Source organism: Burkholderia sp. GW821-FHT14F03 (genome assembly GCF_058803765.1).
Genome location: NZ_JBXAPG010000039.1, coordinates 37,726 through 64,264, shown reverse-complemented (window position 1 = coordinate 64,264; position 26,539 = coordinate 37,726). Strand labels below are relative to the sequence as shown.

At 70.5% G+C, this 26,539-nt stretch carries 21 protein-coding genes; 8 read left to right on the top strand and 13 right to left on the bottom strand.

What is annotated here, in order from left to right; all coding sequences use genetic code 11:
• Positions 1-16 precede the first annotated feature (16 nt).
• Both AC1RQF_RS24355 and AC1RQF_RS24350 read left to right on the top strand, forming a co-directional pair.
• Positions 17-2,296 carry an arginine/lysine/ornithine decarboxylase gene (locus AC1RQF_RS24355; RefSeq protein ID WP_273998641.1) on the top strand — a complete coding sequence of 760 codons (2,280 nt, stop codon included), beginning with the start codon at positions 17-19 and terminating at the stop codon, positions 2,294-2,296.
• Positions 2,297-2,322: 26 nt separating this feature from the next.
• The gene (locus AC1RQF_RS24350; protein ID WP_274004355.1) at positions 2,323-3,027 is read left to right on the top strand and encodes a lysozyme inhibitor LprI family protein; all 705 of its coding nucleotides are present in this window, start codon (positions 2,323-2,325) and stop codon (positions 3,025-3,027) included.
• Positions 3,028-3,045: 18 nt separating this feature from the next.
• Here AC1RQF_RS24350 and AC1RQF_RS24345 read toward each other — a convergent pair whose 3' ends face one another.
• The 6 genes from AC1RQF_RS24345 to AC1RQF_RS24320 form a co-directional block, all read right to left on the bottom strand.
• Positions 3,046-3,726, bottom strand: a complete 681-nt coding sequence (locus tag AC1RQF_RS24345; protein WP_273998640.1) for an HAD family hydrolase — start codon at positions 3,724-3,726, stop codon at positions 3,046-3,048.
• A 90-nt stretch (positions 3,727-3,816) separates the two neighbouring features.
• On the bottom strand, positions 3,817-5,226 hold the full coding sequence (gene argH / locus AC1RQF_RS24340) for an argininosuccinate lyase (protein ID WP_273998639.1): 1,410 nt from the start codon (positions 5,224-5,226) through the stop codon (positions 3,817-3,819).
• A gap of 96 nt (positions 5,227-5,322) precedes the next feature.
• Positions 5,323-7,686 (bottom strand): fimbria/pilus outer membrane usher protein, encoded by a 2,364-nt coding sequence (locus AC1RQF_RS24335; RefSeq protein ID WP_273998638.1) that lies wholly within the window; start codon positions 7,684-7,686, stop codon positions 5,323-5,325.
• Positions 7,687-7,752: 66 nt separating this feature from the next.
• Complete coding sequence (locus AC1RQF_RS24330) at positions 7,753-8,487, bottom strand: fimbrial biogenesis chaperone (RefSeq protein WP_443111528.1); 735 nt, start codon at positions 8,485-8,487, stop codon at positions 7,753-7,755.
• Positions 8,474-9,004 (bottom strand): Csu type fimbrial protein, encoded by a 531-nt coding sequence (locus AC1RQF_RS24325; protein ID WP_443111527.1) that lies wholly within the window; start codon positions 9,002-9,004, stop codon positions 8,474-8,476. Before AC1RQF_RS24325 ends, AC1RQF_RS24330 begins: the two co-directional genes overlap by 14 nt.
• 44 nt (positions 9,005-9,048) lie before the next feature.
• Positions 9,049-9,582: a Csu type fimbrial protein gene (locus AC1RQF_RS24320; protein WP_273998637.1), complete on the bottom strand. Its 534-nt coding sequence runs from the start codon at positions 9,580-9,582 to the stop codon at positions 9,049-9,051.
• Positions 9,583-10,010: 428 nt separating this feature from the next.
• Between AC1RQF_RS24320 and AC1RQF_RS24315 the strand changes: the two genes are divergently transcribed.
• The gene (locus tag AC1RQF_RS24315; protein WP_273998636.1) at positions 10,011-10,979 is read left to right on the top strand and encodes a Csu type fimbrial protein; all 969 of its coding nucleotides are present in this window, start codon (positions 10,011-10,013) and stop codon (positions 10,977-10,979) included.
• On the opposite strand, the gene AC1RQF_RS24310 is transcribed toward AC1RQF_RS24315, so the two are convergent.
• On the bottom strand, positions 10,969-11,799 hold the full coding sequence (locus AC1RQF_RS24310) for a helix-turn-helix transcriptional regulator (protein WP_273998635.1): 831 nt from the start codon (positions 11,797-11,799) through the stop codon (positions 10,969-10,971). The two genes, AC1RQF_RS24315 and AC1RQF_RS24310, sit on opposite strands and share 11 nt — an antisense overlap.
• Positions 11,800-11,955: 156 nt before the next feature.
• Between AC1RQF_RS24310 and AC1RQF_RS24305 the strand changes: the two genes are divergently transcribed.
• On the top strand, positions 11,956-12,711 hold the full coding sequence (locus tag AC1RQF_RS24305) for a class I SAM-dependent methyltransferase (RefSeq protein WP_273998634.1): 756 nt from the start codon (positions 11,956-11,958) through the stop codon (positions 12,709-12,711).
• 60 nt (positions 12,712-12,771) lie between these two features.
• Here AC1RQF_RS24305 and ppc read toward each other — a convergent pair whose 3' ends face one another.
• Positions 12,772-15,726 (bottom strand): phosphoenolpyruvate carboxylase, encoded by a 2,955-nt coding sequence (gene ppc, locus AC1RQF_RS24300; RefSeq protein ID WP_273998633.1) that lies wholly within the window; start codon positions 15,724-15,726, stop codon positions 12,772-12,774.
• Between the two features lie 179 nt (positions 15,727-15,905).
• On the opposite strand from ppc, the gene hemC reads away from it, so the two are divergent.
• The 3 genes from hemC to AC1RQF_RS24285 are packed head-to-tail and all read left to right on the top strand — an operon-like array spanning position 15,906 to position 20,045.
• The gene (gene hemC / locus AC1RQF_RS24295) at positions 15,906-16,889 is read left to right on the top strand and encodes a hydroxymethylbilane synthase (RefSeq protein ID WP_492873142.1); all 984 of its coding nucleotides are present in this window, start codon (positions 15,906-15,908) and stop codon (positions 16,887-16,889) included.
• Positions 16,889-18,853: a fused uroporphyrinogen-III synthase HemD/membrane protein HemX gene (gene hemDX, locus AC1RQF_RS24290; protein WP_274004352.1), complete on the top strand. Its 1,965-nt coding sequence runs from the start codon at positions 16,889-16,891 to the stop codon at positions 18,851-18,853. The genes hemC and hemDX overlap by 1 nt, the downstream gene beginning before the upstream one ends.
• A 1-nt stretch (position 18,854) precedes the next feature.
• Complete coding sequence (locus tag AC1RQF_RS24285) at positions 18,855-20,045, top strand: heme biosynthesis protein HemY (protein WP_273998631.1); 1,191 nt, start codon at positions 18,855-18,857, stop codon at positions 20,043-20,045.
• 135 nt (positions 20,046-20,180) lie between these two features.
• Here the strand turns inward: AC1RQF_RS24285 and AC1RQF_RS24280 are convergent, their stop codons facing one another.
• Genes AC1RQF_RS24280 through AC1RQF_RS24270 form a run of 3 tightly spaced genes read right to left on the bottom strand, consistent with a single transcriptional unit; the run spans position 20,181 to position 23,780 of the window.
• Entirely contained in the window at positions 20,181-21,473 is a 1,293-nt protein-coding gene (locus AC1RQF_RS24280) for an MFS transporter (RefSeq protein ID WP_273998630.1), read from the bottom strand.
• A gap of 57 nt (positions 21,474-21,530) precedes the next feature.
• Positions 21,531-22,289, bottom strand: coding sequence for an SDR family oxidoreductase (locus AC1RQF_RS24275; protein ID WP_273998628.1), 759 nt, complete (start codon positions 22,287-22,289; stop codon positions 21,531-21,533).
• Between the two features lie 48 nt (positions 22,290-22,337).
• A complete protein-coding gene (locus tag AC1RQF_RS24270) occupies positions 22,338-23,780 on the bottom strand; it encodes an aldehyde dehydrogenase family protein (protein WP_492873141.1) in 1,443 nt (480 codons plus the stop codon).
• 141 nt (positions 23,781-23,921) lie between these two features.
• On the opposite strand from AC1RQF_RS24270, the gene ppa reads away from it, so the two are divergent.
• Positions 23,922-24,449 (top strand): inorganic diphosphatase, encoded by a 528-nt coding sequence (ppa, locus tag AC1RQF_RS24265; protein WP_273998626.1) that lies wholly within the window; start codon positions 23,922-23,924, stop codon positions 24,447-24,449.
• Positions 24,450-24,501: 52 nt separating this feature from the next.
• Here the strand turns inward: ppa and AC1RQF_RS24260 are convergent, their stop codons facing one another.
• Together AC1RQF_RS24260 and AC1RQF_RS24255 are read right to left on the bottom strand one after the other, a co-directional pair.
• Positions 24,502-25,299 (bottom strand): GIY-YIG nuclease family protein, encoded by a 798-nt coding sequence (locus AC1RQF_RS24260; protein ID WP_492873140.1) that lies wholly within the window; start codon positions 25,297-25,299, stop codon positions 24,502-24,504.
• 59 nt (positions 25,300-25,358) lie between these two features.
• A complete protein-coding gene (locus AC1RQF_RS24255) occupies positions 25,359-26,537 on the bottom strand; it encodes a GNAT family N-acetyltransferase (RefSeq protein WP_273998624.1) in 1,179 nt (392 codons plus the stop codon).
• Positions 26,538-26,539 lie beyond the last annotated feature (2 nt).

The window sequence follows — 26,539 nt, the reverse complement described above, 5'->3', positions numbered from 1 at the left end:
TTTTGGAGAATCGCCCATGAAGTTTCGTTTTCCCGTCGTCATCATCGACGAAGATTTCCGCTCCGAAAATATTTCCGGGTCCGGCATCCGGGCGCTGGCGGAAGCGATCGAGAAGGAAGGGGTGGAAGTCCTCGGCCTCACGAGCTACGGCGACCTGACCTCGTTCGCGCAGCAGTCGAGCCGCGCGTCGTGCTTCATCCTGTCGCTCGACGACGACGAACTGATGCTCGGCGAGACCGGCGCGGACGGCGAGCTGCCCGAGCTGGCGACCGCGATCATCGAGCTGCGCGCGTTCGTGACCGAAGTGCGCCGCCGCAACGGCGACATCCCGATCTTCCTGTACGGCGAGACGCGCACCTCGCGGCACCTGCCGAACGACATCCTGCGCGAGCTGCACGGCTTCATCCACATGTTCGAGGACACGCCGGAGTTCGTCGCGCGCCACATCATCCGCGAGGCGAAGGTCTATCTCGACTCGCTCGCGCCGCCGTTCTTCAAGGAGCTCGTCAAGTACGCGGACGAGGGCTCGTACTCGTGGCACTGCCCGGGCCACTCGGGCGGCGTCGCGTTCCTGAAGAACCCGCTCGGCCAGATGTTCCATCAGTTCTTCGGCGAGAACATGCTGCGCGCGGACGTCTGCAACGCGGTCGACGAGCTCGGCCAGCTGCTCGACCACACCGGCCCCGTCGCGGCCTCGGAGCGCAACGCGGCGCGCATCTTCAGCGCGGACCACCTGTTCTTCGTCACCAACGGCACCTCGACCTCGAACAAGATCGTCTGGCACGCGACGGTCGCGCCGGGCGACATCGTGCTGGTCGATCGCAACTGCCACAAGTCGATCCTGCACGCGATCACGATGACGCATGCGATCCCGGTGTTCCTGACGCCGACCCGCAACCACTTCGGCATCATCGGCCCGATCCCGCGCGACGAGTTCAAGCCGGAGAACATCCGCAAGAAGATCGAGGCGAACCCGTTCGCGCGCGAGGCGCTCAAGAAGAACCCGAACCTCAAGCCGCGGATTCTCACGATCACGCAGAGCACCTACGACGGCGTGGTCTACAACGTCGAGCAGATCAAGGATCTGCTGGGCGACCTGCTCGACACGCTGCACTTCGACGAAGCGTGGCTGCCGCACGCCGAGTTCCACCCGTTCTACCAGGACATGCACGCGATCGGCGCGGGCCGGCCGCGCACCGGCGCGCTGGTGTTCGCGACCCACTCGACCCACAAGCTGCTGGCCGGCATCTCGCAGGCCTCGCAGATCGTCGTGCAGGATTCCGAACACCGCACCTTCGACAAGCACCGCTTCAACGAAGCGTACCTGATGCACACCTCGACGAGCCCGCAGTACGCGATCATCGCGTCGTGCGACGTCGCGGCCGCGATGATGGAGCCGCCGGGCGGCACGGCGCTCGTCGAGGAATCGATCGCCGAGGCGATCGACTTCCGCCGCGCGATGCGCAAGGTCGACGCCGAATACGGCGACGACTGGTTCTTCTCGGTGTGGGGGCCGGACGATCTCGCGGAAGAGGGCATCGGCTCGCGCGAGGACTGGATCCTGCAGCCGAACGACCATTGGCACGGCTTCGGCCCGCTCGCCGAAGGCTTCAACATGCTCGATCCGATCAAGGCGACGATCATCACGCCGGGGCTCGACGTGGACGGCGAGTTCGGCGAGACCGGGATTCCGGCGGCGATCGTCACGAAGTACCTGGCCGAGCACGGCATCATCGTCGAGAAGACCGGCCTGTACTCGTTCTTCATCATGTTCACGATCGGCATCACGAAGGGCCGCTGGAACTCGATGGTGACCGAGCTGCAGCAGTTCAAGGACGACTACGACAACAACCAGCCGCTGTGGCGCGTGCTGCCGGAATTCGTCGCGCAGTTCCCGATCTACGAGCGCGTCGGCCTGCGCGACCTGTGCGCGCAGATCCACGACGTCTACCGCGCGAACGACATCGCTCGCCTGACGACCGAGATGTACCTGTCGAACATGGAGCCCGCGATGAAGCCGTCGGATGCGTTCGCGAAGCTCGCGCACCGCGAGATCGATCGCGTGCCGCTCGACGAGCTGGAAGGCCGCGTGACGAGCATCCTGCTGACGCCTTACCCGCCGGGCATTCCGCTGTTGATCCCGGGCGAGCGCTTCAACAAGACCATCGTCAACTACCTGCGGTTCGCGCGCGATTTCAACGCGCGCTTCCCGGGCTTCCACACCGACATCCACGGCCTCGTCGCGGAAGAGATGAACGGGCGCGTCGAGTACTACGTCGATTGCGTGCGCGACTGACGATGCCGACGATGGGCGTGACGCGCATGCGTAGGCCGCTCGCGCGTGCGGCGCTGGTCGCGGCGCTTGCCTGGGCCGCCGCCGCGGGCGTCGCGCGCGCGGAAGTCGCGGCGGCCGATCCGATCGACGTCGCGATGCGGCAGTGTCTCGCGCAGCGCGACCGCTCGTCGACCGTCGGCCAGATCCAGTGCATGGACGAGGCGCGGCAGAAATGGCAGGCCGCGATGGGCGAGACGTACGCGCGGCTCGTGCGGGTGGCGCCCGCCGATGCGAAGCGCGGCTGGCAGGAGAGCCAGCGCCGCTGGCTCGCGTGGCGCGGCGACGAGCTGCCGCTCGCGCGCGCGGTGTACGAGACCACGCAGGGCACGATGTATGCGATGGCGAGCGCCGACATGCAGTTGCAGCCGGTGCGCGACCGCGCGCTCGCGCTGCGCGAGGCGGCCGACCGCTATGCGCAGCCCGGCGGCGCGAAAGGCGCGGTGCACCGGGTGCGGCCGTGCGCGCAGGACGCCGCGTGCGAGCACGCGCAGTTCGATCTGAATCGCTACGCCGCGAAGCTGCAGAAACGCATGCCGGCCCGCTCGCGCGCGACGCTGATGCGCGCGCAGCGCGCCTGGGCGTCGTTCCGCGACGGCACCACGCCGCTCATCAGCGAGGACGAGCGCGTCGACCTGATCGGCGCGCGGGTCGCGACGCTCAAGCGTTTCTCCGAGACGGTCGGCAACCGCTGAGCGGCGGGCCCCCGCCGCTCAGGCGGCGCCGGCGCGCGGCGCGGCGGCGAACCACGTGGGCACGTGCGCGACCGCCTCGTCGAGCGAGGTGAGGATCCTGAAACTCAATGCGATGACTTCCGGCGTGGGCGTCTTGAGGTCGGGCACGGTGATGACCGATGCGCCCGAGCGGGCGGCCGCATGCGCGCCGAAATCACTGTCCTCGAACGCGAGGCAGGCCTGCGCGGGCACCGCGAGGCGCTCGGCCGCGAGCCGGTAGACGGCGGGATCGGGCTTGCCGCGCGCGACCTCGTCGCCGCCCGCGAGCGCGGCGAAGCGCTGCAGCACGCCGACTTCGTCGAGCCTCGCGCGGATCACGTCGCGGCCCGACGACGAGGCGACCGCGCACGGAATGCCGGCGCGCGCGAGCGCGTCGAGCAGGGCGAGCGCGCCGGGCTTGAGCGGATACTTCGGGGTCGACGTCGGCGTGGCGAGCTGCGCGCGCACGCGTCCCGCCACCACGCTGAACGCCGCTTCGCTGCCGAGCAGGCGGGCGAGGATCCGCTGCCCTTCCGCGAACGAGCGGCCGACGATCTGCAGGTAGTCGGCGGGCGCGAGCGTCACGCCGTGTTCGCGGGCGACCGCGAGCCAGGTGTTCATGATGGTGCGCTCGGAATCGATGAGCAGACCGTCCATGTCGAAGATCGCCGCTGAGAACATCCGCTTCCCTCGTGAGGTGTGATGCGGCCGCGCGTCGCGCGGCGAAAAAAAAGCGGACACCGCCGGTGTCCGCCGTGGCGCCGCAGCCGCTCAGCGGCCGAGCGTCGCGCGCGCCGCCCGCACGGCCGCGCGCACCTGGTCGGGCGCGGTGCCGCCCGGGTGGTTGCGGCTCGCGACCGACCCTTCGAGCGTCAGATAGCCGAACACGTCGTCGCCGATCAGGTGCGCGACGTTCGGCAACTCCTGCTTCATTTCGTCGAGCGTCAGGTCGGCGAGGTCGCAGCCGCGCACTTCGCAGATCCGCACCGCGTGCGCGACCGCTTCGTGCGCGTCGCGGAACGGCAGGCCGCGCTTGACGAGGTAGTCGGCGAGGTCGGTCGCGGTCGAGAAGCCCTGCAGCGCGGCGGCGCGCATCGCGTCCGGCTTCACGGTGATGCCCGCGACCATCTCGGCGAAGATGCGCAGCGTGTCGGCGACCGTGTCGACCGTGTCGAACAGCGGCTCCTTGTCTTCCTGGTTGTCCTTGTTGTAGGCGAGCGGCTGGCCCTTCATCAGCGTGAGCAGCGCGATCAGGTGGCCGTTCACGCGGCCGGTCTTGCCGCGCGCGAGCTCGGGCACGTCCGGGTTCTTCTTCTGCGGCATGATCGAGCTGCCGGTGCAGAAGCGGTCCGCGAGATCGATGAAGCCGACGCGCGGGCTCATCCACAGCACCAGTTCCTCGGACAGGCGCGACACGTGCGTCATCACGAGCGCCGACGCGGCGGTGAACTCGATCGCGAAGTCGCGATCCGACACCGCGTCGAGCGAGTTCGCGCAGATGCCGTCGAAGCCGAGCGTCTTGGCGACCGCGTGGCGGTCGATCGGGTAGCTGGTGCCGGCGAGCGCGGCCGCGCCGAGCGGCAGGCGGTTCACCCGGGTGCGGCAGTCGCGCATCCGTTCCGCGTCGCGCGTGAACATTTCCACATAGGCGAGCAGATGGTGGCCGAAGGTCACGGGCTGCGCGACCTGCAGGTGCGTGAAGCCCGGCAGGATGGTGTCGGCGTGCTGCTCGGCGAGGTCGAGCAGCGCGCCGCGCAGGTCGCCGAGCAGGTCGCCGATGCGGTCGATCTCGCCGCGCAGCCACAGGCGGATGTCGGTCGCGACCTGGTCGTTGCGCGAGCGGCCCGTATGCAGGCGCTTGCCCGCGTCGCCGATCAGCGCGGTCAGGCGCGCCTCGATATTCAGGTGCACGTCCTCGAGATCGAGCTGCCACTCGAATTCGCCGCGTTCGATCTCGCCCTTGATCTGCGCCATGCCGCGTTCGATCGCGGCCAGGTCGTCGGCGCCGATGATGCGCTGCGCGGCGAGCATGTTCGCGTGCGCGAGCGAGCCGGCGATGTCGACGAGCGCGAGGCGCTTGTCGAAAAAGACCGACGACGTGTAGCGCTTGACCAGTTCCGACATCGGTTCCGAGAAGCGGGCCGACCAGGCCTCGCCCTTTTTGTGCAGTTGGGACGTCATGGCGATTCTTTGAGGGGGAGTGAAGGCGGCTCGCGCCGCGCAGGGATAGCGGATCATTCTAGCATCGCGGCGCGCCCGGGCCGGCGGGCGCCGCGCCTACTTGAGGTCGCACACGAGCGGGCCGAGGGTGGGCGGCGTGCCGTCGGCCGGGCGCGTGTAGGGGAACGACACGTCGCAGCGGCGGCCGTTGCCGCTGATCTCGAGGTGATTGAGCGCGCCGAGGCCGCTCACGAAGGTCATGCCGTCGTAGCCGACGATCGTGCGCGCGCCGTTCTCGACCTGGCGCACCGCGAGGCCGGGCGGCAGCGGCGCGCCCTGCGCGTCGCGCAGCAGCACCGACGCGGCCTGCTCGCGCGTGATCGCGAAGCGCGCGAGCACCCCGGAGCCGGCCTGCGGCACCACGTTCCGCATCGTGTCCGAGAGCCGCACGTCGATCGGCAGGCGCAGGCTGTCGATCGCGATCCGGTTGTTCTGGTACGAATTCAGGTCCGGAATCAGGAAGTGGCCGCGCCCGTCGGTCGTGCCGATGGCGCGGTTCTCGTGCAGCACCGGCACGCCGGGCGCGGCGTCGGTCGACACCAGCGCGAACGCGTCGTCGATGCGCCGCGACGGCAGCGCGCTGCCGTCCATCAGCACGAGCGCGCCGCTCACGTCGAGCGAGACGTTGCGGCGGCCCGCGATGGTTTGCGCGAGCGCCGTCACCTGGCCGGCGCGGCCGAGGTACTGGGCCTGCGCCTGGCCGTAGCGCACGTCGCCCGCGTTGCCCGCCTGCACCGCCCAGCCGGGGCCGCCGTCGTAGTCGGGCGGCCGGGTCGCGTTGACGCTGTAGATCGATTCGCCGTTCTGGCGGCCGACGTTGGCGTTGATCGAGGTGTTGTTGCCGAGGCCGAGGTTCATGCTGAGGAACGCGCCGCGCGAATCGCGCTGGCGGAAGTCCTGGAATGCGCTCACGGTCAGCGACAGCAGGCCGCCGAGGCTGATCGAGTAGGCCACCGAGCCGATCTGCGAGGTCGGCGCGCCCGGATACTTGAGGCCGATGTAGCTGAGCGACAGCGTCTGCGCGCGGATGAACGGCAGCGACAGCGTGACGCGGTCGGTGACGGTGGGCACCGGCGTGCCGTCGCGCGCGGCGAGGTCGCCGTAGTTCGCCACCGTGCGCAGGGTCTGCGCGTCGATCGAGAAGCGCGGCTCGATCAGCTGGTAGCCGAGCCCGAACTGCGCGCCCGCGAGCCGGCCCGCGCTCGCGGCGGCCGAGGCGCTGACGACGCCCGCCATGCCGAGCCGCAGCAGCGCGCCCGCGCCCGCGTTGTAGAGCCCGCTCGTGACCTCGGCGTGGGTCTCGGCGGTGAAGGTGTCGGTGAGCCCGTAGCGCGCGGTCGCGCTCGCGGCCGGATGCGGGTCGTAGTCGAACGAATCGAGTCCGTAGGCGCGCCGCAGGAAACCCGCCTCGACGCCGTAGCTCGCGAGTCCGGGCGCGAGCATCCGGGTGTCGATGTAGAGCGGCAGCGAGGTCGCGATCGAGCGTCCGAGCGCGTCGCGCGTGATCACGGTCGCGTTGCCGCCGCCGATGATGCCCGGCACGTTGTTGATCACGAACGGCCCGCTCGGCACGTTGCTGCTGAATTGGCGCACGTTGTTCACGTACAGGTCGACCGAGGTCGGCACGACGGCCGAGCCCGGCAGCGCGGGCACCGGGAAGGTCACGAGGTCGGGGCGCAGCGCGAAATTGCTGCGCCACTGCACGCCGCCGAGGCGCAGCGAACGGCTCCAGGCGAGCGACGACGAGATGGTGTCGCCGAGCTGCAGGGTGCTCAGCGTCTTCGGATCGGAGCGGCTCCACGAGGTGTCGTAGCGCGTATAGCGCTGGTCGCCGCGATAGAACGACGCGATGCCCGTCGTGCTGAACACGCCGGCCGGATCGAAATAGCGCAGTTCGCTCCACAGCGACACCGGCGCGTGCTCGCCGCTTTGCGCGTAGAGGTCGTAGTTGAGCAGCACGCCGCGCCCGGCGGTGGCGTTCGGGGTGGCCTGGATCGCGCGCGTGTCGTAGGTGTGCGGGATGCGCAGCGCGTTGGGCACCTCGAGCGCGATGGTCTGGCTCGTGACGTCGTAGCGATAGCGCAGGCCCGGCAGCGCGTCGAGCGCGACCAGCGCGTTGGCGGGCAGCTTCAGGCTCGCGGTCGTGATGCCGAGGTCGTTGAGATCGTCCTGGCTGGCCGACAGCCGCTCGTCGTGCACGCTGAAATGCACGATCAGGTGGGTCGGTTCGCCGTTGAGCGTGACGTCGAGATACAGGTCGTCCGGCGCGCCCGCGGCGGAGCCGGGCAGGGCCGCGCGCGCGTCGGACGGAATCACGCGCGGCAGGTCCTGCGCGCGCGCGGCCGGTTCGAACGCGGCGAGCGCGAGCGCGAGCGCGGCGGCGGCAGCAGGGGCGGCCAGGCGCCCGGGGCGCCCGGACATCGTCGGGCGGGGCGCGGGGCGAGCGAGCGGCACGGTCGGACGAGCGGGAGCGGGGGGGCGTCGGGTTCAGGGCGAGGCCACGGCGGCCTCGACCTTCTGCAGGTTGACGATGGCCTCCACGCGGCGGATCTGCGGCCCGATCGCCGGATCGAGCCGCAGCGGCCACTGCCGCGCGCTGCCCGCGAGCGCATAGCCGAGCAGGCCCTCGGTGATCTCGTAGCGCTTGCCGGCCGCGTCGACGAGGCGCACGGCCGAGATCTGCGCGTGATGCTCGCCGCGGTTCGCGACGCGCAACTGCCAGGCCTGCTCGCCGCGCGCGAGGCTCCAGTCGAGCTGGGCGGGCGCGCCGGCCGTGGCGGGCGCGACGAACACCGGGATCGAGTAGCGCAGGCGGATCGTGATGCCGCTCGTCACCGGCGCGTCGGGCGTCGGCAGCTCGTCGATCAGCACGCGGTAGCTCTGCTCGCGCGGCGGCTTGTCGCGCGCGGTGCGCACGAGCCGCACCAACTGGTCCGACTGCGCGCCGATCTGCAGCAGCGGCGGGCTCGCGACCAGCTCCGGGGCGGGCGTGAGCACGTCGTCGCCGTGTTCCTGGGTCCAGCGATAGGTGCGCACCTGGCCGTAGATCGGCCGGTCGCCCGGGTTGCGCAGCGTGAGGGCCGCCGCGGGACTGTCGGCGGCGAGGTCGAGCGTGACGGGCGAGATCTGCAGGGTCGCGCCGTGCGCCGCGGCCGCCGCGAGGCCGCAGGCCAGCGCGCAGAGCAGGCGCGCGCGGATCGGGAAAAGGTCAGAAGAAGACACTCGCGGTAATGGTGGACTGGTAGGTGTCGTTTTGCGGGGTGGTCTGCGCGGGCACCTGGCCGTAGACGGTCAGGGTCTGCGTCGAGCCGGAGCCGGTGCCGCCGAGCGTATTGGTGCCCTGTGTGTTGCCCCAGATGGTCGTGTGGCCGGCGTCCTGGTAGAGCTGGTAGTTGACGACGGCGAGGTTGAGCAGCAGGCTGCCCGCCAGCACCCGGTTCGTCACGGTCGAGCCGAGCACCGAGCCGCCGTCGAGCCCGACGTTGTACGGCGTCGCGTTCGAGCAGGTGACCGAGAGGGTCGTGGTCTGGTTGATCGCCGTGGTCAGCACGCCGGTCGTGCCGAACGCGAGCGGATTCGCCGCGATCGTGCAGTTGGCCTGGATCGTCAGCGTGACGCCGAAGGTGCCCGTCGCGGTGCCGTTCGAATACACGGCGGCGCGGACCGCCTGCATCGGCGGCATGGCGGCCAGGCTCGCGGCGAGCGCGAGCCTGGTGAAGACGCGTGCGGTCGCATTCATGGGCGGCTCCGGTGAGGTCGCGCGGCGCTCGCCGCGCGCGTCGGTCAGAAGTAGACGGTTGCGGTGACGGTGGTCTGGTACGTGTCGGGCTTCGGCGTCGACTGGGCGGCCACCTGGCCGTACACGTTGATCGTCTGCGCGGAGCCGGAACCGGTGCCGCCGACGGTGTTGGTGCCCTGCGTGTTGCCCCACACGGTCGTGTGGCCCGAGTCCTGGTAGAGCTGGAAGCCGACGGTCGTGCCGGTGTTGCCGGTCGCGGTGCCGGCCAGCAGCCGGGCGGTGACGGTCGAGCCGGTGACGTTGCCGGCGTCGAGCCCGACGTTGTAGGGCGTCAGGTTGGAGCAGGTGACCGACAGCGTGGTCTGCTGGTTGAGGGCGGCCGCGAGCACGCCGGTCGTGCCGAACGCGAGCGGCGTCGCGGCGATCGTGCAGTTGGCCTGGATCGTCAGCGTGACGTTGAAGGTGGCCGTCGCCGTGCCGTTCGAGTAAACCGCGGCCTCGGCGGGCTGGAAGGCCGGTGTCGCGGCGAGCAGCGCGGCCGCCGCGGCCGACAGAAACGGACGGAAAGAGTGGTTCATCGCGTAGCGCTCCTGCTGTTCTGGTTGTGAACCGCCGGGACTGCTCCCGGGGGTGAAACAACACCTCGAGGATCGGCGAATCGGACGGATTTTTATTCAGGATATTCCTGATGTTTTAGGTAAGATTAGCGCACGGATTATTGGGCTGCAACGGTGAAAGTGAAAAATCAATTAATAAGTATTGGAAAAGGAGAATTAAAGTACTCTGGATGCATGTCATTTCAAGCCTATGCTGGTTAATGATCCCGTGGATCGGTGCATTCGTGGAATACCGATCGAGGCGCAAGAAATTCTTTTATGGAATCGAATTGTTTGTGTCTGAATAAGATTGTTCATGATTTTTGAAATTGAATTGTGGGCGACTATTTCGTGGAGTTGGAATGACGGAGTCGGCAGTGCTGCGCATTGAAAAACAACGGCGCGGATGGATGCGGTTTCTGAAACGGGGCCTGTTCGCGCTCGGCATGCTGATCGCGTTGGCGGCGCCCTGGGCGGCCGCGCGCGCCGAGACCTGCACGGTGACCGCGCCCGCGCCGAGCTTCGGTTCGGTGAGCCCGATCGCGCTCACCGCGGTCACGACCACGTCGACCATGACCGTCACCTGCACCTGGTCCGCGATCACGCTCGTGCCGAACGTGCTCGTGTGCCTGAACCTGGGCGGCACGAGCCCGCGCTACCTGACCAGCGGCGCGAACCAGATGCAGTACGACCTGTATCAGGACGCCGGCTATACGACGAGCTGGGGCTCGACCTACTCGGGCACGACGCCGATTTCGCTGATCCTGACGAAGCCGGCGCTGTCGACCACCACGAGCGCGAACGTGACGATCTACGGAAAGATCGCCGCGAACCAGCCGACGGTGCCGTCGGTCGGCAACGCGAACACGGTCTACTCGCAAAACTTCGGCGGCAGCCAGACCTCGCTCAACTACCTGTTCTACCTGTTGGGGCCGCCGAGCTGCACGGGGCAGACCGCGTACGGCACGTTCGCGTTCACGGCCACCGCGACGGTGATCAACAACTGCAACATCACGGCGACCAACGTCGCGTTCGCGGCGGCCGGCCTCTTGACGAGCGCGCTGACCGCGACCGGCTCGATCAGCGCGCAGTGCACCAACGGCGACGCGTTCGAGATCGCGCTGAACGGCGGCACGAGCGGCAGCGTCTCCGCGCGCACGATGCTGCGCTCGGGCGGCGGCGGTTCGGTCGGCTATCAGCTGTATCTCGATGCCGCGCACGCGAACCCGTGGGGCGACGGCACGAGCGGCACCTCGATGGCGACCGGCACGGGCAGCGGCGTCGCGCAGGCGCTCACCGTGTACGGCCGGGTGCCGACGCAGGCCACGCCCGCGCCGGGCAGCTACAGCGACACGATCACCGCGACCATCAGCTTCTGAGGGGCGGCGCGTCGCCCTCGCGCACCAGCACGACGAGCTTGAGATCCTCGCGATGCGCGGGCTTGAGCGTCAGCTGCTGGTAGACGAGCCGCCCGTCGCGCGGATGGTCGAACTCGCGCACGCCGCCCTCGCGCTCGCCGACATCCTGCGACGCCCAGTAATGCGCGAACGCGTCGCTGTCGGCGAGCAGGGCGTCGATCAGCGCGCGGGTCGGCGCGTCGTTCTGGTGGCGGATCGAGTCGGCGCGGAATTCGGCGGCCAGCCGGCGCGCCCGGGTTTCCCAGTCGACGATCAGCGTGCGCGCGGCCGGATCGATGAAGGTGAAGCGCAGCAGGTTGCGGTCGTGCTCGCCGTCGAGCCAGCCGGTGAACAGCGCGGCGGCCGGTGCGTTCCACGCGAGGGCGTTCCATTGGCGATCGAGCAGGTAGGCGGGCGTCGTGATCAGCGCGACTGTCGCGACCAGGGTGGCGGGCACGTCGGTGGCCGCGAGCGCCGGTTCGGCCGGGTCGCGCTGCGCGGCCAGCTCGAACAGGTAGGCGCGCTCGGCGCGCGACAGCTGCAGCGCGACGGCGATCCGCGCGAGCGCATCGGCGGAGGCCGACACCTGCCGGCCCTGCTCGATCCAGGTGTACCAGGTCGGACTCACGCCGCACAGCTGCGCGACTTCCTCGCGCCGCAGCCCCGGCGTGCGCCGGCGCGGCCCCGGCGCGAGCCCGACCGCCGCGGGCGTCAGGCGCTCGCGGTGGGCGCGGATGAACTCGCCGAGCGCGCGGGCCGGCGTGGCGTCGAGGGGGGGCGGGGCGGATGAGGTGGTGCGCATGCGAAAAACAGGGGCGGATAACAGACGGGTGGCACGGATACCGGAATAACTGCTTGACTTGTACCGGTACTGATCGGGTTCTATTGTAGCGGCTCGCCGGCTCGTGGTGCGTCGAGCCGGCCTTCCCTTCAATACCAGCATAGAGAGGTGCATGCGATGAAACATCACGATCAGGTGGCGGATGCGTTCGGTTCGACGGCGGCCGCCTATTTGACGAGCACGGTGCACGCGACCGGCGCGGATCTCGCCGCGCTGGCCGCGGAGATCGCCGCGACGCCGGACGCGCTCGTGCTCGACCTGGGCTGCGGCGCGGGCCATGCGAGCTTCGCGGCGGCGGGCGCCGGCGCGGCCGAGGTGGTCGCCTACGACATCGCGGCGCCGATGCTCGCGACGGTGACGGCGGCCGCGCGCGAACGCGGCCTCGGCAACATTCGCGTGCAGCAGGGGCCGGCCGAGTCGCTGCCGTTCGCGGACCAGGCGTTCGACTGGGTCGTGAGCCGGATGAGCGCGCACCACTGGCACGACGTGCCGCGCGCGCTCGCCGAGGTGCGCCGCGTCCTGAAGCCGGGCGGCCGCGTGCTGTTCATCGATATCGCGGGCGGCGACCACCCGCTGCTCGATACCCACATCCAGGCGATCGAGCTGTTGCGCGATGCGTCGCATATTCGCGACTACCGCGCGGACGAATGGCTCGCGCTGTTCGCGCGGGCGGGCTTCAGCGCGCAGGTGCGCACGCGCTGGCGCTTGTCGATCGAGTTTGCGTCGTGGGTGGCGCGGATGCGGACGCCGCCGGAGCGGGTCGAGGCGATCCGCTCGATGTGGCGCGGCGCGCCCGACGAGGTGCGCGCCCATTACGCGGTGCAGCCCGACGGCTCGTTCGAGCTCGACGCGCTGATGATCGACGCGCGCTGACGGCGGCGGCCCGCCTGCGGGCGGGCGAGCCGCCGCGCAGGGGCCGCGCCGGCGCGCGGGTCAGCCGGTGTTGCGCAGGCCGGCCGCGATGCCGTTGATGGTCAGGTGGATCCCGCGCCGCAGCCGCGCGTTGCTGTCGCCCGCGCGGTGCCGCTTGATCAGCTCGACCTGCAGGTGGTTGAGCGGATCGAGGTACGGGAAGCGGTTCTTGATCGAGCGCGCGAGCAGCGGGTTGCCGGCGAGCCGGCCTTCATGCCCGGTGATCTCGGCCAGGGCCGCCGAGGTGCGCTCCCATTCGGCGACGATGCGCGCGAACACGTGCTGGCGCAGCTTCTTGTCCGCGACCAGCTGCGCATAGCGCGAGGCGACCGCGAGGTCGGTCTTCGCGAGCACCATGTCCATGTTCGACAGCAGGTGCGCGAAGAACGGCCAGGTCTTGTTCATGCGGCGCAGCAGCGCGACCCGCTTGGCGCGCGCGGCGGCGTCCGGCGCGGTGTCGAGATAGGCGGCCACTGCGCCGCCGAAGCCGTACCAGCCGGTCAGCAGCAGGCGGCACTGGCCCCACGAGAAGCCCCACGGGATCGCGCGCAGGTCCTCGATCTTGCGCTGCTTCGGATCCTGGAGCTTGCGCGAGGCCGGCCGGCTGCCGATGTTGAGTTCGGCGATCTCGTTGATCGGGGTCGACGAGAAGAAATACTCGGTGAAACCGGGCGTCTCGTAGACGAGCGCGCGGTAGGCGGCCATCGCCTCGTCGGACAGCGTCTGCATCACGGCCTCGAACGCGGCCAGCTGCGCGGGCGCGTTGTTGCGCGGCAGCAGCGACGCCTCGAGCGTCGCGGCCACCACCGTTTCGAGGTTGCGCCGGCCGATCTCGGGGTTGCCGAACTTGCTCGCGATCACCTCGCCCTGTTCGGTGAGGCGGATCTGGCCGGCGACCGTGCCCGGCGGCTGCGACAGGATCGCCTGATAGGTCGGGCCGCCGCCGCGGCCGACCGTGCCGCCGCGCCCGTGGAACAGCCGCAGCGTGATCCCGTGCGCATGGAACAGCTCGACGAGCGCCAGCTCCGCGCGGTACAGCTCCCAGTTCGAGGTCAGGAAGCCGCCGTCCTTGTTGCTGTCGGAATAGCCGAGCATCACCTCCTGCTCGCCGCCCTGGTGCGCGACGAGCGCCGCGACGCCCGGCAGGGCGAGGAACTCGCCCATGATGTGCGACGCGTTGCGCAGGTCGGCGATGGTCTCGAACAGCGGGATCACCATCAGCGCGTTGCGCGCGTCGCCGGCGTCGAGCGCGCCGGCGAGCAGGCCGGTCTCCTTCTGCAGCAGCAGGACCTCGACCAGGTCGCTGACGGTCTCGGTGTGCGAAATGATGTAGTTGCGCACCGCGCGCGCGCCGAACTGCGCGCGGACCTCGCGGGCCTTTTCCAGCACGCCCAGTTCGCTCTGCGCGAGCGCCGAGTAGTCGAGGAACGGCGAGCGCAGCGGGCGCGGCTGGGCGAGCGCGTCGAGCAGCACGCGCAGCTTGTCGGCCTCGGACAGCGCCGCATAGTCGGGCTCGACGCCCGCGCGCGCGAACAGCTCCGCGACCACGGCCTCGTGGATGTCGGAGCTTTGCCGCAGGTCGATGCTCGCGAGGTGGAAGCCGAACACCTCGGCCGCGCGGATCAGCGGCTTGAGGCGCGGCGTCGCGAGCGATTCACCGTGATGGCGCGCGAGCGACGCGAGCAGCACGCGCAGGTCGGCGGCGAATTCGTCGGCGTCCGCGTAGGGCGTGGCGCGCACGGGCGCCGCGCCGCGTCCGGCGCTGCGCACCGGCACCGTGCCCTGGCCGAGCCGCACCCGCGCGCTCGCGGCGAGCCGCGTATACACGCCGATCAGCGCGCGCCGGTAGGGCTCGTCGACGCGGTGCGGCGACTGGTCGGGCGAGGCGGCGGCGAGCGCCTTCAGCTCGTCGCTCGCGCCCACCAGCAGGTGCGACACCGACAGCTCGGCGCCGAGCTTGTGCACCTGCTCCAGGTAGTGCTCGAGGATCACCGCGGCCTGGCGGTTGATCGCCTCGTCGAGCGTCGCGGCCGTCACGTTCGGGTTGCCGTCGCGGTCGCCGCCGATCCAGCTGCCCATCTGGAAGAACGCCGGCAGGCGCGCGGGCAGGCCGTGCTCGGCGAGCGCCGCCTCGATGTCGCCGTACAGCGCGGGCAGCTCCTCCAGGAAGGTGGCGCGGTAGTAGGACAGCGCGTTCTCGATCTCGTCGGCGACCGTGAGGCGCGCGTCGCGCAGCATCCGGGTCTGCCACAGCGAGGTCACGCGCGCGCGCAGCAGCGCCTCGTTGGTCGCGCGCTCGCGCGCGGTCAGCGGCTGGTCGCGCTCGGCGAGCAGGCGCGCGATGTCGTGCTGGGCGTCGAGGATGCTCTTGCGCTGCACCTCGGTCGGATGCGCGGTCAGCACGGGCACGATCAGCGCGTTGTCGAAGAAGCGCGCGATCGCCGCCGCGGAGCCCTCGCCCGCGTCGTCCAGCTGGGCGAGCGCATAGGCGACGGTGCCCGCCTGCGGCGAGGAGCCCGCGAGCGCGTGGATGCGGCGGCGGCGGTTGTGGTGGCGGTCTTCCGCGATGTTCGCGAGGTGCGAGAAGTAGCTGAACGCGCGCACCACGCTCACGGTCTGCTCGGGCGTCAGCTTGCGCAGCTTCTTCTCCAGCGTCTGCGCGGCTTCCTTGTCGTCCTCGCGGCGGAACTTGACCGCGGTCTGGCGGATCGTCTCGACCACGTCGAACACCGCATCGCCTTCCTGCTCGCGCACCACGTCGCCGAGCAGCCGGCCCAGGTAGCGGATGTCCTCGAACAGCGGCTGATCCTTGTCCTCGCGCGTACGACCGTTCGTGCGGGGCGCGGGGCCGGCCGGATCGTTGGCGGCGCGGCGGGCGGCGGGGGCCGGCTTCGCGCGCTTGCGCGCGCTGACGGGGGTGTCGGAGGACGAGGCAGCATTGCGGCGCGTGGCGCGCGCCGATCCGGAAGACTTCACGATGGGTTTCCTTGGGAAAGCACGAGTGAACAGGGAACTGCGGTCTGGCTGGATTGCGGCACTGCGGCCCATCACGCGGCCCGCGCGGGCCCGGCCGGCGCGCCTTCCCGCCGCAGGGCGGGCAAGGCGTGCGTGCTACCATTGTTCGTTCCTAGATCCCGTCCTGCAATGTATCTGCAATGAATTCCGAGACCCTTTCGGCCAAGCTCCCCACGACGCTGACGATCGCCTCGCGTGAAAGCCGCCTGGCCCTGTGGCAGGCCGAACATGTGCGTGATGCGCTGCGCAAATTATATCCAGCTTGTGACGTGAACATCCTCGGGATGACCACGCGCGGCGACCAGATTCTCGACCGCACGCTGTCGAAGGTGGGCGGCAAGGGCCTGTTCGTGAAGGAACTCGAGGCCGCGCTCGCGGACGGCCGCGCCGATCTCGCGGTGCATTCGCTCAAGGACGTGCCGATGGAGCTGCCCGACGGCTTCGCGCTCGCGGCGGTGATGAGCCGCGAGGACCCGCGCGACGCGTTCGTGTCGAACGACTACGCGAGCCTCGCCGAGCTGCCCGCGGGCGCCGTGGTCGGCACCTCCAGCCTGCGCCGCGAGGCGATGCTGCGCGCGCGCCATCCGCACCTCGAGGTGCGGCCGCTGCGCGGCAATCTCGATACGCGGCTCGGCAAGCTGGACCGGGGCGACTACGCGGCGGTGATCCTCGCGGCCGCCGGCCTCAAGCGGCTCGGCCTCGGCGCGCGGATCCGCGCGCTGCTCGAGGTCGACGCGAGCCTGCCCGCCGCCGGCCAGGGCGCGCTCGGCATCGAGATCGCCGCGCGCCGCGCCGATGTGGCCGCCTGGCTCGCGCCGCTGCACGACCCGGCGACCGCGCTCGCGGTCGAGGCCGAGCGGATGGTGTCGCGCCGCCTGGGCGGCAGCTGCGAGGTGCCGCTCGCCGCGCATGCGGTGTGGCGCGGCGGCGTGCTGCATCTGGCCGGCAGCGTGTCGTCGACCGACGGCCGCCGGGTGCTGCTCGCCCGCGCCGAGGCGAACGCGGCCAGCGTGGCCGATGCGCTCGCGCTCGGCCGCGCGGTCGCCGACGACCTCGAACGCCAGGGCGCGCGCGAGATCGTCGACGCGCTGCTCGCCGCGAGCGCGCAGAAGGGCGACGCGTGATGGCGGGCGGGCGCCGCTTCACCGCGCTGCTCACCCGTCCCGACGGGCAATCGACGGCGCTCGCCGCGCGTCTCGCGGCCGAGGCGTTCGAGGTGCTCGACTTCCCGCTGATCGACATCGCGCCGCTCGACGATCCCGAGCCGCTCGCCGCCGCGTTCGCGCGGCTCGACGCGTATGCGCTCGTCGTGTTCGTGTCGCCGAATGCGATCGACCAGGCGTTCGCGCGCCATCCGGCGATCTGGCCGCATCCGCTGCCGATCGGCGTGGTCGGGCCGGGCAGCGTCGCGGCGCTCGAGCGGCACGGCATCGCGGGCGGCGCGTATCGCGTGATCGCGCCGCACACGCCGGCCGACGGCGGCGAGCCGCATTACGATTCGGAAAGCCTGTTCGTGGCGATCGACGCGGCCTTCGGCGGCGCGGCGGGCCTGGCCGGCAAGCGGGTGCTGATCGTGCGCGGCGACGGCGGGCGCGAGTGGCTGGCCGAGCGCCTGCGCGACGCGGGCGTCGAGGTCGAGCTGGTGGCGGCCTACCGGCGCATCGTGCCGGAGCCGTCGATCGGCGCCTGGGAGCGCGTGCATGCGCTGCTGTCGGGCGCGCCGCACGCGTGGCTCGTCACGAGTTCCGAGGGCGTGCGCAATCTCGACGCGCTCGCGCACGAACACCTGAACGATGCGGAGATCGAGGCGCTGCGCCACGCGCCGCTCGTCGCGCCGCATCCGCGCATCGCGGAGACCGCGCGCGCATTGGGTTTTGATAGGATTACGCTGTCCGGCGCGGGCGACGAACGTATCGTCCGCGCCTTCCGTTCGTTGGCCGAAACGGCCGCTCAACCGGCGACAGCCGCACCGGTGCCCCCACGCATGACAGATACCAACGATACCCATTCCAATCCGTCCCGTCCCGCCGCGCAGGCTGTTCCGCCCAATCCGCCGTTCACGCCGTTCGAGGCCAAGGCGCGGCGCGGCGGCGGCGCGCTCGCGGCGCTGTGGCTCGTGGCCATCGCGATCGGCGCCGGCGCGGGCGTCGGCGGCTACGCGCTGAATCGCAAGATCGACCGGCTCGACCAGCACACGGTCGACCGCCAGAAGGCGCTCGACGCGCAGACGGCCGAAACCCGCGTGAAGACCGACCAGGCGCTCGTGAACGTGCATCAGGTCGACGCGCAGCTCGCGCAGTTCGAGGGCAAGCTGTCCGACGCGCAGAACGCGCAGCAGGCGCTCCAGCAGCAGTACCAGGATCTCGCGCGCAACCGCGACGCCTGGATGCTCGAGGAGATCGACCAGATGCTGTCGAGCGCGAGCCAGCAGCTGCAGCTGACCGGCAACACCCAGCTCGCGCTGATCGCGCTGCAGAACGCCGACGCGCGGCTCGCGACCTCGCAGAGCGCGCAGGCCGTGACGGTCCGCAAGGCGCTCGCGCAGGACATCGACAAGCTGAAGGCCGCGCCGTCGGCCGACCTGACGGGGCTCGCGATCAAGCTCGACGACGCGATCGGCCGGATCGACGCGCTGCCGCTCGCGGGCGAGGCGCTGACGCCGCACGCGGGCCCGCAGCCGGTCCATGCGCAGGCGGACGCCGCGCCCGGCGAGCCGCGCTGGAAGGGCTGGTGGCGCGACTTCTCGGCGGGCGTCGGCCAGCAATTGAAGGGGCTCGTGCAGGTGCGCCGGATCGACAACGCGGACGCGATGCTCGCGGCGCCCGACCAGGGCTACTACGTGCGCGAGAACGTGAAGCTGCGGCTGCTCGCCGCGCGCCTGTCGCTGCTCGCGCGCAACGATGCCGCGATGAAATCCGACCTGCACGCCGCGCAGGCGGCGCTCGCGCGTTATTTCGACGGCGCGGCGCGGGATACCCGGGTGGTTCAGGACCTGCTCAAGCAGCTCGACGCGGCGTCGCTGACCGTGGCGGTGCCGAACCTGAACACGAGCCTGAACGCCGTGCAACAGTTCAAGAGCCGGGGGTGACATGAGCGTGCGTGGAATCATTTGGCTCGCCGTGCTGTTCGCGATCGCCGCGGCGCTCGCGACGGTGGGGCGTTTCGACACCGGCCAGGTGCTGCTCGTCTATCCGCCGTACCGGGTCGACCTGTCGCTGAACCTGTTCGTGCTCGGCATCATCGTGCTGTTCATCGCGCTGTATGCGCTGCTGCGGATCGTGCGCAACATCTGGCGCATGCCGCAGCGGGTCGCCGCGTATCGGGCGCGCGCGCGCAACGAGAAGGCGCAGGTGGCGCTGCGCGACGCGATCGCGAACCTGTACGCGGGCCGCTTCACGCGCGCCGAGAAGGCCGCGCGCGATTCGCTCGTGATCGACGCGAACCAGGGCGCGGCGGGGCTCGTCGGCGCGACGGCCGCGCACCGCATGCACGAGTACGCGCGGCGCGACGAATGGCTCGCGAAGGTCGACGCGCCGGAATGGCAGGACGCGCGCCTGCTCGCGACGGCCGACATGCGCGCCGACGGCCGCGACGCGGAGGGCGCGCTGGGCGCGCTGGCCGAGATGCAGGCGTCGGGCGGCAAGCGGATCCATGCGCAGCAGGTGGCGCTGCGCGCGCAGCAGCAGTTGAAGAACTGGGCGGAAGTGCTGAAGCTCGCGAAGCTGCTCGAGAAGCGCGAGGCGCTGCATCCGGCCGCGGCCGTGCGGCTGCGCCAGCAGGCGGCCGAACATCTGCTGCGCGACCGCCGGCACGATCCGGACGCGCTGCTCGAAGTCTGGCAGTCGCTGTCGGTCGCCGAGCGCCAGTCGCCGCGCCTCGCCGATCTGGCGGCCGAACTGATGGTCGCGCTCGAGCGCCGCCCGGAAGCGCGCCGGATCGTCGAGGATGCGCTCGCGCACAACTGGGACGCGCGGCTGTTGCGCCGTTATCCGGATACGGCGGGCGCCGACGCGCTGCCGCTGATCCAGAAGGCCGAGACCTGGAAGAAGGACCGCCCGGAAGACGCCGACCTGCTGTTCGCGCTCGGCCGGCTGTGTCAGCAGCAGCAGCTGTGGGGCAAGGCCCAGTCGTTCCTCGAGGCGGCGCTCAAGCTCGCGGACAGCGAGGCGCTCAAGGTGCGCACCCACCGCGCGCTCGCGCGGCTGTTCGAGCATCTCGGCGAGACCGACAAGGCGGCGAAGCACTACCGCGAAAGCGCGCTGGCGATGACGACGGTCTGAACGCGTCGCGGCATCGTTGCCTGACGAAACCCCACGCGCCCGAAGGGCCCGTGGGGTTTGTTTTTGGGGGCGACGTGCAACGGCGACGTGCGACGACGACGCGCAGCCGTCGACATGCACCGCATGCCGTGCCGCTCAGCGGTTGACGAGCGCCTTCGGCACCGACAGCGCCAGCAGCCCGCCCAGCACCATGAAGCCGGCGAGCATGTACATCCCCGCCGCGGTCGACGCGGTGACCTGCTTGAGCCAGCCGATCAGATAGGGGCTCAGGAAGCCGGCGAGATTGCCGACCGAGTTGATGAGCGCGATGCCCGCGGCGGCGGCCGCGCCGCCGAGGAACGCGGTGGGCAGGCTCCAGAACAGCGGCAGCGTGGTCAGGATGCCCATCGTGGCGAGCGTGAGGCCGAGCATCGCGAGCGCGGTCTGATGCGCCCACACGACCGAGAGCACGAGCCCGAGCGCGCCGAGCGCGGCCGGCAGCGCGACGTGCCAGCGCCGTTCGCCGCGCCGGTCGGCGCTGCGCGCGATCAGGATCATCGCGACCACCGCGGCCGCGTAGGGGATCGCCGAGAGCAGGCCGATCATCAGCGAATCGGTGACGCCCGTCGACTTGATGATGGTCGGCAGCCAGAAGCCGACGCCGTAGAGCCCCATCACGAACGAGAAATAGATCGCGGCCATCAGCCACACGCGCGGGGTCGCGAACACCGCGCCGAGCGACGGGTGCTGCTTGCCGGCCTCCTCGGCGTGGACGTTGCGCGCGAGCAGCGCCTTCTCTTCGTCGGTGAGCCAGCGCGCGCCGTCGATGCGGTCGTCGAGCTTGAGCAGCACGAGCAGGCCGACCAGCACGGAGGGGATGCCTTCCAGCAGGAACAGCCACTGCCAGCCGTGCCAGCCGTTGGCGCCGTCGAACGCCTTCAGGATGTAGCCCGACACCGGGCCGCCGATCACGCCCGACAGCGCGATCGCCGTCATGAAGAAGGTGGTCATGCGGCCGCGCCGGTGGGCCGGATACCAGTAGGTGAGGTACAGGATCACGCCCGGGAAGAAGCCCGCCTCGGCGACGCCGAGCAGGAAGCGCATCACGTAGAACATCACGGGCGTCGTGACGAACATCATCAGCGCCGAGATGATGCCCCAGGTGATCATGATGCGCGCGATCCACAGGCGCGCGCCGACCCGGTGCAGGATGATGTTGCTCGGCACTTCGAACAGAAAGTAGCCGAAGAAGAAGATGCCGGCGCCGAGCCCGTAGACGGCGTCCGACAGGTTCAGGTCGGCCGCCATCTGCAGCTTCGCGAAGCCGACGTTGACGCGGTCGAGGTAGGCGACCACGTAGCAGAGCAGCAAAAGCGGCGTGAGGCGCCACGAGACCTTGCGATAGATCGCTTCCTCGAACGCGGACGACGCGGGTGCGGAACTGGCCATGATGTCTCCTGCGAGTGTCGTGGGGAATCGGCGCGCGGCGGCGGGCCGCCGCGCGGGTTACACGCAGCGTCCGCCGTCGACCTCGAGGCACACGCCGGTGATGAACTCGGCTTCGTCGGAGGCGAGATAGAGCGCGGCGTTCGCGACGTCCTGGGGCGTCGACAGGCGGCCGAGCGGAATCGTCGCGAGGAAGCGCGCGCGGTTGTCGGGGGTGTCGGGGACGCCCATGAACTCGGTCATCAGCGAGGTTTCGCCGAGCACCGGATTCACGCAGTTGACGCGGATCCGGTCCGGGCCCAGCTCGGCCGCGAGCGTCTTGCTCGCGGTGATCAGCGCGCCCTTGGTGCTGTTGTACCAGACGAGGCCGGGGCGCGGCCGCACGCCCGCGGTCGACGCGATGTTGACGAACACGCCGCCGCCCCGGCCGCGGAAGTAGGGGACGAGGGTGCGCACGCACCAGAACAGGCTCTTCATGTTGACCGCGTAGACGCGGTCGTACTCGGCCTCGGTCACGTCGAGCACCGGCTTGTTGCGATGCGTGGTGCCGGCGTTGTTGACGACGATCTGCACCTGGCCGAAATCGTCGAGCGCCGCGGCCAGCAGCGCGCGCCAGTCGTCCTCGCGCGCGACGTCGCCCGGCGCCGCGATCGCGCGGCCGCCCGCGAGCGCGATCTCGCTCGCGACGCGTTCCGCGGCGGCGCGGTTCAGATCGTTGACGACGACCTGCGCGCCTTCGCGCGCGTACGTCTTCGCGATGCCTTCGCCGAAGCCCGAGCCGCCGCCCGTGACGATGGCCGTCTTGCCGTTCAAGCGCATGATGGTGTCTCCTCCTGTCGATGGATCGTGATGGGCGCGGCCGCGCCGCTAGCCGTGCTTGAGCGCGATGGTCTTCAGCACGGTGAAGCCGTACAGCGCCTCGAAGCCCTTCTCGCGGCCGTGCCCGGAGCGGCCGACGCCGCCGAACGGCAGCTCGACGCCGCCGCCCGCGCCGTAGTTGTTGACGAACACCTGGCCTGCGCGCACGCGGCGCGCGATGCGCAGCTGGCGCGCGCCGTCGCGCGTCCACACGCCCGCGACCAGCCCGTACGGCGTGCCGTTGGCGAGCGCGAGCGCTTCCTCCTCGTCGCGAAAGCGCAGCGCCGCGAGCACCGGGCCGAACACTTCCTCCTGGGCGAGCCGATGGCTCGGCGGCACGTCGCGCAGCAGCGCGGGCGCCTGGTAGAAGCCGGTCTCGGGAGCCTCGGGCACGACCTCGCCGTGCGCGGCCATCGCGATGCCGTCGTGCTGCGCGTCGGACAGGAAGTCCCACACGCGTTGCTGCTGCTTCGCGTTGATCAGCGGCCCGCAGTCGAGATCGGCCTGGCTCGGACCGACCCGCAGCGCGTTGAAGGCGGTCGCGAGCCGGTCGATGAGCGGCTCGTAGATCGCGTGCTCGATCAGCACCCGGCTGCCCGCCGAACAGGTCTGCCCGCTGTTCTGCACGATCGCGCCGACGAGCACCGGCAGGGCGGCGTCGAGGTCGGCGTCGGCGAACACGATCTGCGGCGACTTGCCGCCGAGTTCGAGCGTGACGGGCACGTGGTGCTCGGCCGCCATCTGCGCGACGAGCCGGCCGGTGTCGGGCGAGCCGGTGAACGAGAGGTGGTCGACGCCCGGGTGGCGCGCGAGCGCCGCGCCCGCCTCGTGGCCGTAGCCCGTCACGAGATTCAGCGCGCCCGCCGGCAGGCCGGCCTCGGCCGCGAGCGCGGCGACCCGCAGCAGCGACAGGCAGGCATCCTCGGCGGGCTTCACCACGCACGCGTTGCCTGCCGCGAGCGCGGCGCCGACGCTGCGGCCGAAGATCTGCATCGGATAGTTCCACGGGATGATATGGCCGGTCACGCCATGCGGCTCGCGGATCGTCAGCACGGTGTAACCGGGCTGGTAGGGCAGCGTTTCGCCGTGCAGCTTGTCGGCCGCGCCGGCGTAGAACTCGAAGTAGCGGGCCAGCGCGGCGGCGTCCGCGCGGGCCTGGCTCAGCGGCTTGCCGGTGTCGCGCGCCTCGATCCGGGCGAGCGCCTCGCGTTCCTCGGCGACCCGCTGTGCGAGCCGGTACAGCACGCGCCCGCGTTCGGCCGCGCCCGTCGCGCCCCACGGACCCTCGAAGGCGGCGCGGGCGGCGCGCACCGCGGCGTCGACGTCGGGGGCGGCGCCGCGCGCGAGCTGCGCGAACGGCGCGCCGTCGGATGGATCAATCACGGGGATCGTTTCGCCGTGCGCGGGCGGGACCCACTCGCCCGCGATGAAGTGTGCCGCCTGGGGTGCCATGCCGCCTCCTTGCGTGTCGCGACCGGTCATTCGAGTGCGAAGCGTCGCCGGTCGATTGGCTATAATGGCGCATTCTTCCGGGGCCGCGCTATCGTGGCGCACCCTGTCCCGAATTCCACCACTCGAACCTCAGAGCACACTATGAGCTTTAGCAACGTTCCGGCCGGCAAGGACCTGCCGCAAGACTTCAACGTCATCATCGAAATTCCGGCGCAGAGCGAGCCGGTGAAGTATGAGGCCGACAAGGAACTGGGCCTGCTCGTGGTCGATCGCTTCATCGGCACGGGCATGCGTTACCCGGTCAACTACGGCTTCATTCCGCAGACGCTGTCGGGCGACGGCGATCCCGTCGACGTGCTCGTGATCACGCCGTTCCCGCTGCTGGCCGGCTCGGTCGTGCGCGCGCGCGCGCTCGGCATGCTGCAGATGACCGACGAGTCGGGCGTCGACGCGAAGCTGGTCGCGGTGCCGCACGACAAGGTCTGCCCGATGACGGCGAACCTGAAGTCGATGGACGACGTGCCGGGCTACCTGAAGGATCAGATCAAGCACTTCTTCGAACAGTACAAGGCGCTCGAGAAGGGCAAGTGGGTGAAGGTCGAGGGCTGGGCCGGCATCGACGCGGCGCACAAGGAAATCACCGACGGCGTGGCGAACTTCAAGAAGTAAGCCGGCATGCGGCGGCGCGGCCGGCGCATGCCGGTCGCGACGTCGAAGCGCATCACGAACCGCGCGAGTCTCCCTGGAGGCCGCGCGGTTTTGTTTTGCGCGCGCGCCGCGGCGGCGCGGAGGCAAGGACGGCTTCTTTGGCCGGGCCGCGCTTGGGGCCGGGGGGCTTGGCCTGGGTTTTGATTTGGGCCTTGGCTTCGGTTTTGACGCCGGCTTTGGCTTTAGCCTTGGCACCCGCACCCGCACCCGCACCCGCACCCGCACCCGCACCCGCACCCGCACCCGCACCCGCACCCGCACCCGCTTTTACTTTTGCTCCGGCTCCGGCTCCGGCTCCGGCTCCGGCTTTGGCTTTCGTCTTGACCTTGGCTTCGACACCGACGTCGACGCTCCCGCTGGTTTTGGCCTGGACTTTGCGCCGGGTTTCGCGTTTGACTGCGGTCTTGCTCCCGGCCGCGGCGGCGTTCTCCCCGGCGCGTCTGCTTCGTTTGGCCCGGGCGGGCGGCGTGGCGGCGACTTCCGCGTCATCGGCGGCTGCCTCGCCGGCCTCCGCTTTCACCTCGACCGGCACCGCCGCCGCGACCGGCAGCACCGATTCGAGCGTGCGCACGCCGGCCGCCAGCTCGCGCTTTTGCACGGGCGTGAGCCGTTTCACCCAGTATTCGGCGCGCGAGGCGCTCGAGCGGTCGGGCAGCGGAAACGACGCGAGCACGGCGAGCGGCTTGCGCGCGCGCGTGTAGCGCGCGCCCGTGCCGTTCGCATGCTGCTCGAAGCGCGTCGCGACATCGGTGGTGATGCCGGTGTACACGCTGCCGTCGGCGCATTCGATCAGGTAGAGATGCCAGGACATGAAGGGAAGGCGGAACGCGAAGCCGCCAGTGTCTCAGAAAAGCGCCGGGCCGCCTCGTTTCAGCCCGCGCCGTCCTTGAACGGATTGTGTTCTCGCAGTTCGTCGACATACGCGTGGATGTGGCCGGTCTCGCGTTCGAGGAAGCGCCCGACCGCATCCGCGAACGCCGGATGCGCGAGCCAGTGCGCGGAGCGCGTGACGGTCGGCAGGAAGCCGCGCGCGAGCTTGTGCTCGCCCTGCGCGCCGCCCTCGAAGGCGTCGAGCCGCTCCTCGATGCAGAAATCGAGCAGTTGGTAATACGCGGTCTCGAAGTGCAGGCAAGGCACGTCCTCGAGCGCGCCCCAGTAGCGGCCGTACAGCGTGCCGCCGCCGTCCGGGCCGCGCTGGTAGACGGCGAGCGCGCTCGCGATCGGCTTGCCCGCATGCTCCGCGATCACGAGCAGCAGGTTGTCCGGCATCGTCGCGCCGAGGGTGCGGAAGAATTCGAGGTTCAGGTAGGGCGTCGAATAGTGCTCGCGGTAAGTGCGCTGGTAGCAGCGCGAGAAAAAGCGCCAGTCGGCGTCGCTCGCGTCCTCGCCGCGCACGCGGCGGAACGTGATGCCGGCGTCCGCGACCTTGCGGCGTTCCGCGCGGATGTTCTTGCGCTTCTTCTGTTCGAGCGTCGCGAGAAACGCGTCGAAGTCGCGATAGCCCTGGTTGAGCCAATGGAACTGCACGCCCTCGCGCAGCATCATCCCGAGCCCGGCGAGCAGCTCGGCCTCGGCCTCGGTCGGGAACAACACATGCAGCGACGATACCTCGCTCTGCCCGGCGAGCGCGACGAGCGTCGCGGCCAGCTGGCGGCGCGCATCGTCGTCGACGGCGAGGAGGCGCGCGCCCTGGACCGGCGTGAACGGCACCGCGCACAGCAGCTTCGGATAGTAGGGCACGCCGTTGCGCTGGTAGGCGTCGGCCCAGGCCCAGTCGAACACGTATTCGCCGTACGAGTGGCTCTTCAGGTAGGCCGGCGCGGCGGCCGCGAGGCGGCCCGTGCGCGGGTCGGTGAGCACCACGTAGCGCGGCGTCCAGCCGGTGTCGTCGACCGCGCAGTGCGCGCCGTGCAGCGCGCTCAGGAAGGCGTGGCGCAGGAACGGCGTCGGCCGCCCGGAGGCGGCGAGGAGGGCGTCCCATTCGGCCGGGTCCGCGTCGAGCGGAGAGGACAGAATGCCCGTGCGATAATCGATGCGTTCGTGTTTCAACG

What these genes read in the sequence shown, in the direction of transcription:
- AC1RQF_RS24355 (WP_273998641.1), top strand. Translation starts at nt 17, where the DNA reads ATGAAGTTTCGTTTTCCCGTCGTCATCATCGACGAAGATTTCCGCTCC.
- AC1RQF_RS24350 (WP_274004355.1), top strand. Translation starts at nt 2,323, where the DNA reads ATGCGTAGGCCGCTCGCGCGTGCGGCGCTGGTCGCGGCGCTTGCCTGG.
- AC1RQF_RS24345 (WP_273998640.1), bottom strand. Translation starts at nt 3,726, where the DNA reads ATGTTCTCAGCGGCGATCTTCGACATGGACGGTCTGCTCATCGATTCC.
- argH (WP_273998639.1), bottom strand. Translation starts at nt 5,226, where the DNA reads ATGACGTCCCAACTGCACAAAAAGGGCGAGGCCTGGTCGGCCCGCTTC.
- AC1RQF_RS24335 (WP_273998638.1), bottom strand. Translation starts at nt 7,686, where the DNA reads ATGTCCGGGCGCCCCGGGCGCCTGGCCGCCCCTGCTGCCGCCGCCGCG.
- AC1RQF_RS24325 (WP_443111527.1), bottom strand. Translation starts at nt 9,004, where the DNA reads ATGAATGCGACCGCACGCGTCTTCACCAGGCTCGCGCTCGCCGCGAGC.
- AC1RQF_RS24320 (WP_273998637.1), bottom strand. Translation starts at nt 9,582, where the DNA reads ATGAACCACTCTTTCCGTCCGTTTCTGTCGGCCGCGGCGGCCGCGCTG.
- AC1RQF_RS24315 (WP_273998636.1), top strand. Translation starts at nt 10,011, where the DNA reads ATGCGGTTTCTGAAACGGGGCCTGTTCGCGCTCGGCATGCTGATCGCG.
- AC1RQF_RS24310 (WP_273998635.1), bottom strand. Translation starts at nt 11,799, where the DNA reads ATGCGCACCACCTCATCCGCCCCGCCCCCCCTCGACGCCACGCCGGCC.
- AC1RQF_RS24305 (WP_273998634.1), top strand. Translation starts at nt 11,956, where the DNA reads ATGAAACATCACGATCAGGTGGCGGATGCGTTCGGTTCGACGGCGGCC.
- hemC (WP_492873142.1), top strand. Translation starts at nt 15,906, where the DNA reads ATGAATTCCGAGACCCTTTCGGCCAAGCTCCCCACGACGCTGACGATC.
- hemDX (WP_274004352.1), top strand. Translation starts at nt 16,889, where the DNA reads ATGGCGGGCGGGCGCCGCTTCACCGCGCTGCTCACCCGTCCCGACGGG.
- AC1RQF_RS24285 (WP_273998631.1), top strand. Translation starts at nt 18,855, where the DNA reads ATGAGCGTGCGTGGAATCATTTGGCTCGCCGTGCTGTTCGCGATCGCC.
- AC1RQF_RS24280 (WP_273998630.1), bottom strand. Translation starts at nt 21,473, where the DNA reads ATGGCCAGTTCCGCACCCGCGTCGTCCGCGTTCGAGGAAGCGATCTAT.
- AC1RQF_RS24275 (WP_273998628.1), bottom strand. Translation starts at nt 22,289, where the DNA reads ATGCGCTTGAACGGCAAGACGGCCATCGTCACGGGCGGCGGCTCGGGC.
- AC1RQF_RS24270 (WP_492873141.1), bottom strand. Translation starts at nt 23,780, where the DNA reads ATGGCACCCCAGGCGGCACACTTCATCGCGGGCGAGTGGGTCCCGCCC.
- ppa (WP_273998626.1), top strand. Translation starts at nt 23,922, where the DNA reads ATGAGCTTTAGCAACGTTCCGGCCGGCAAGGACCTGCCGCAAGACTTC.
- AC1RQF_RS24260 (WP_492873140.1), bottom strand. Translation starts at nt 25,299, where the DNA reads ATGTCCTGGCATCTCTACCTGATCGAATGCGCCGACGGCAGCGTGTAC.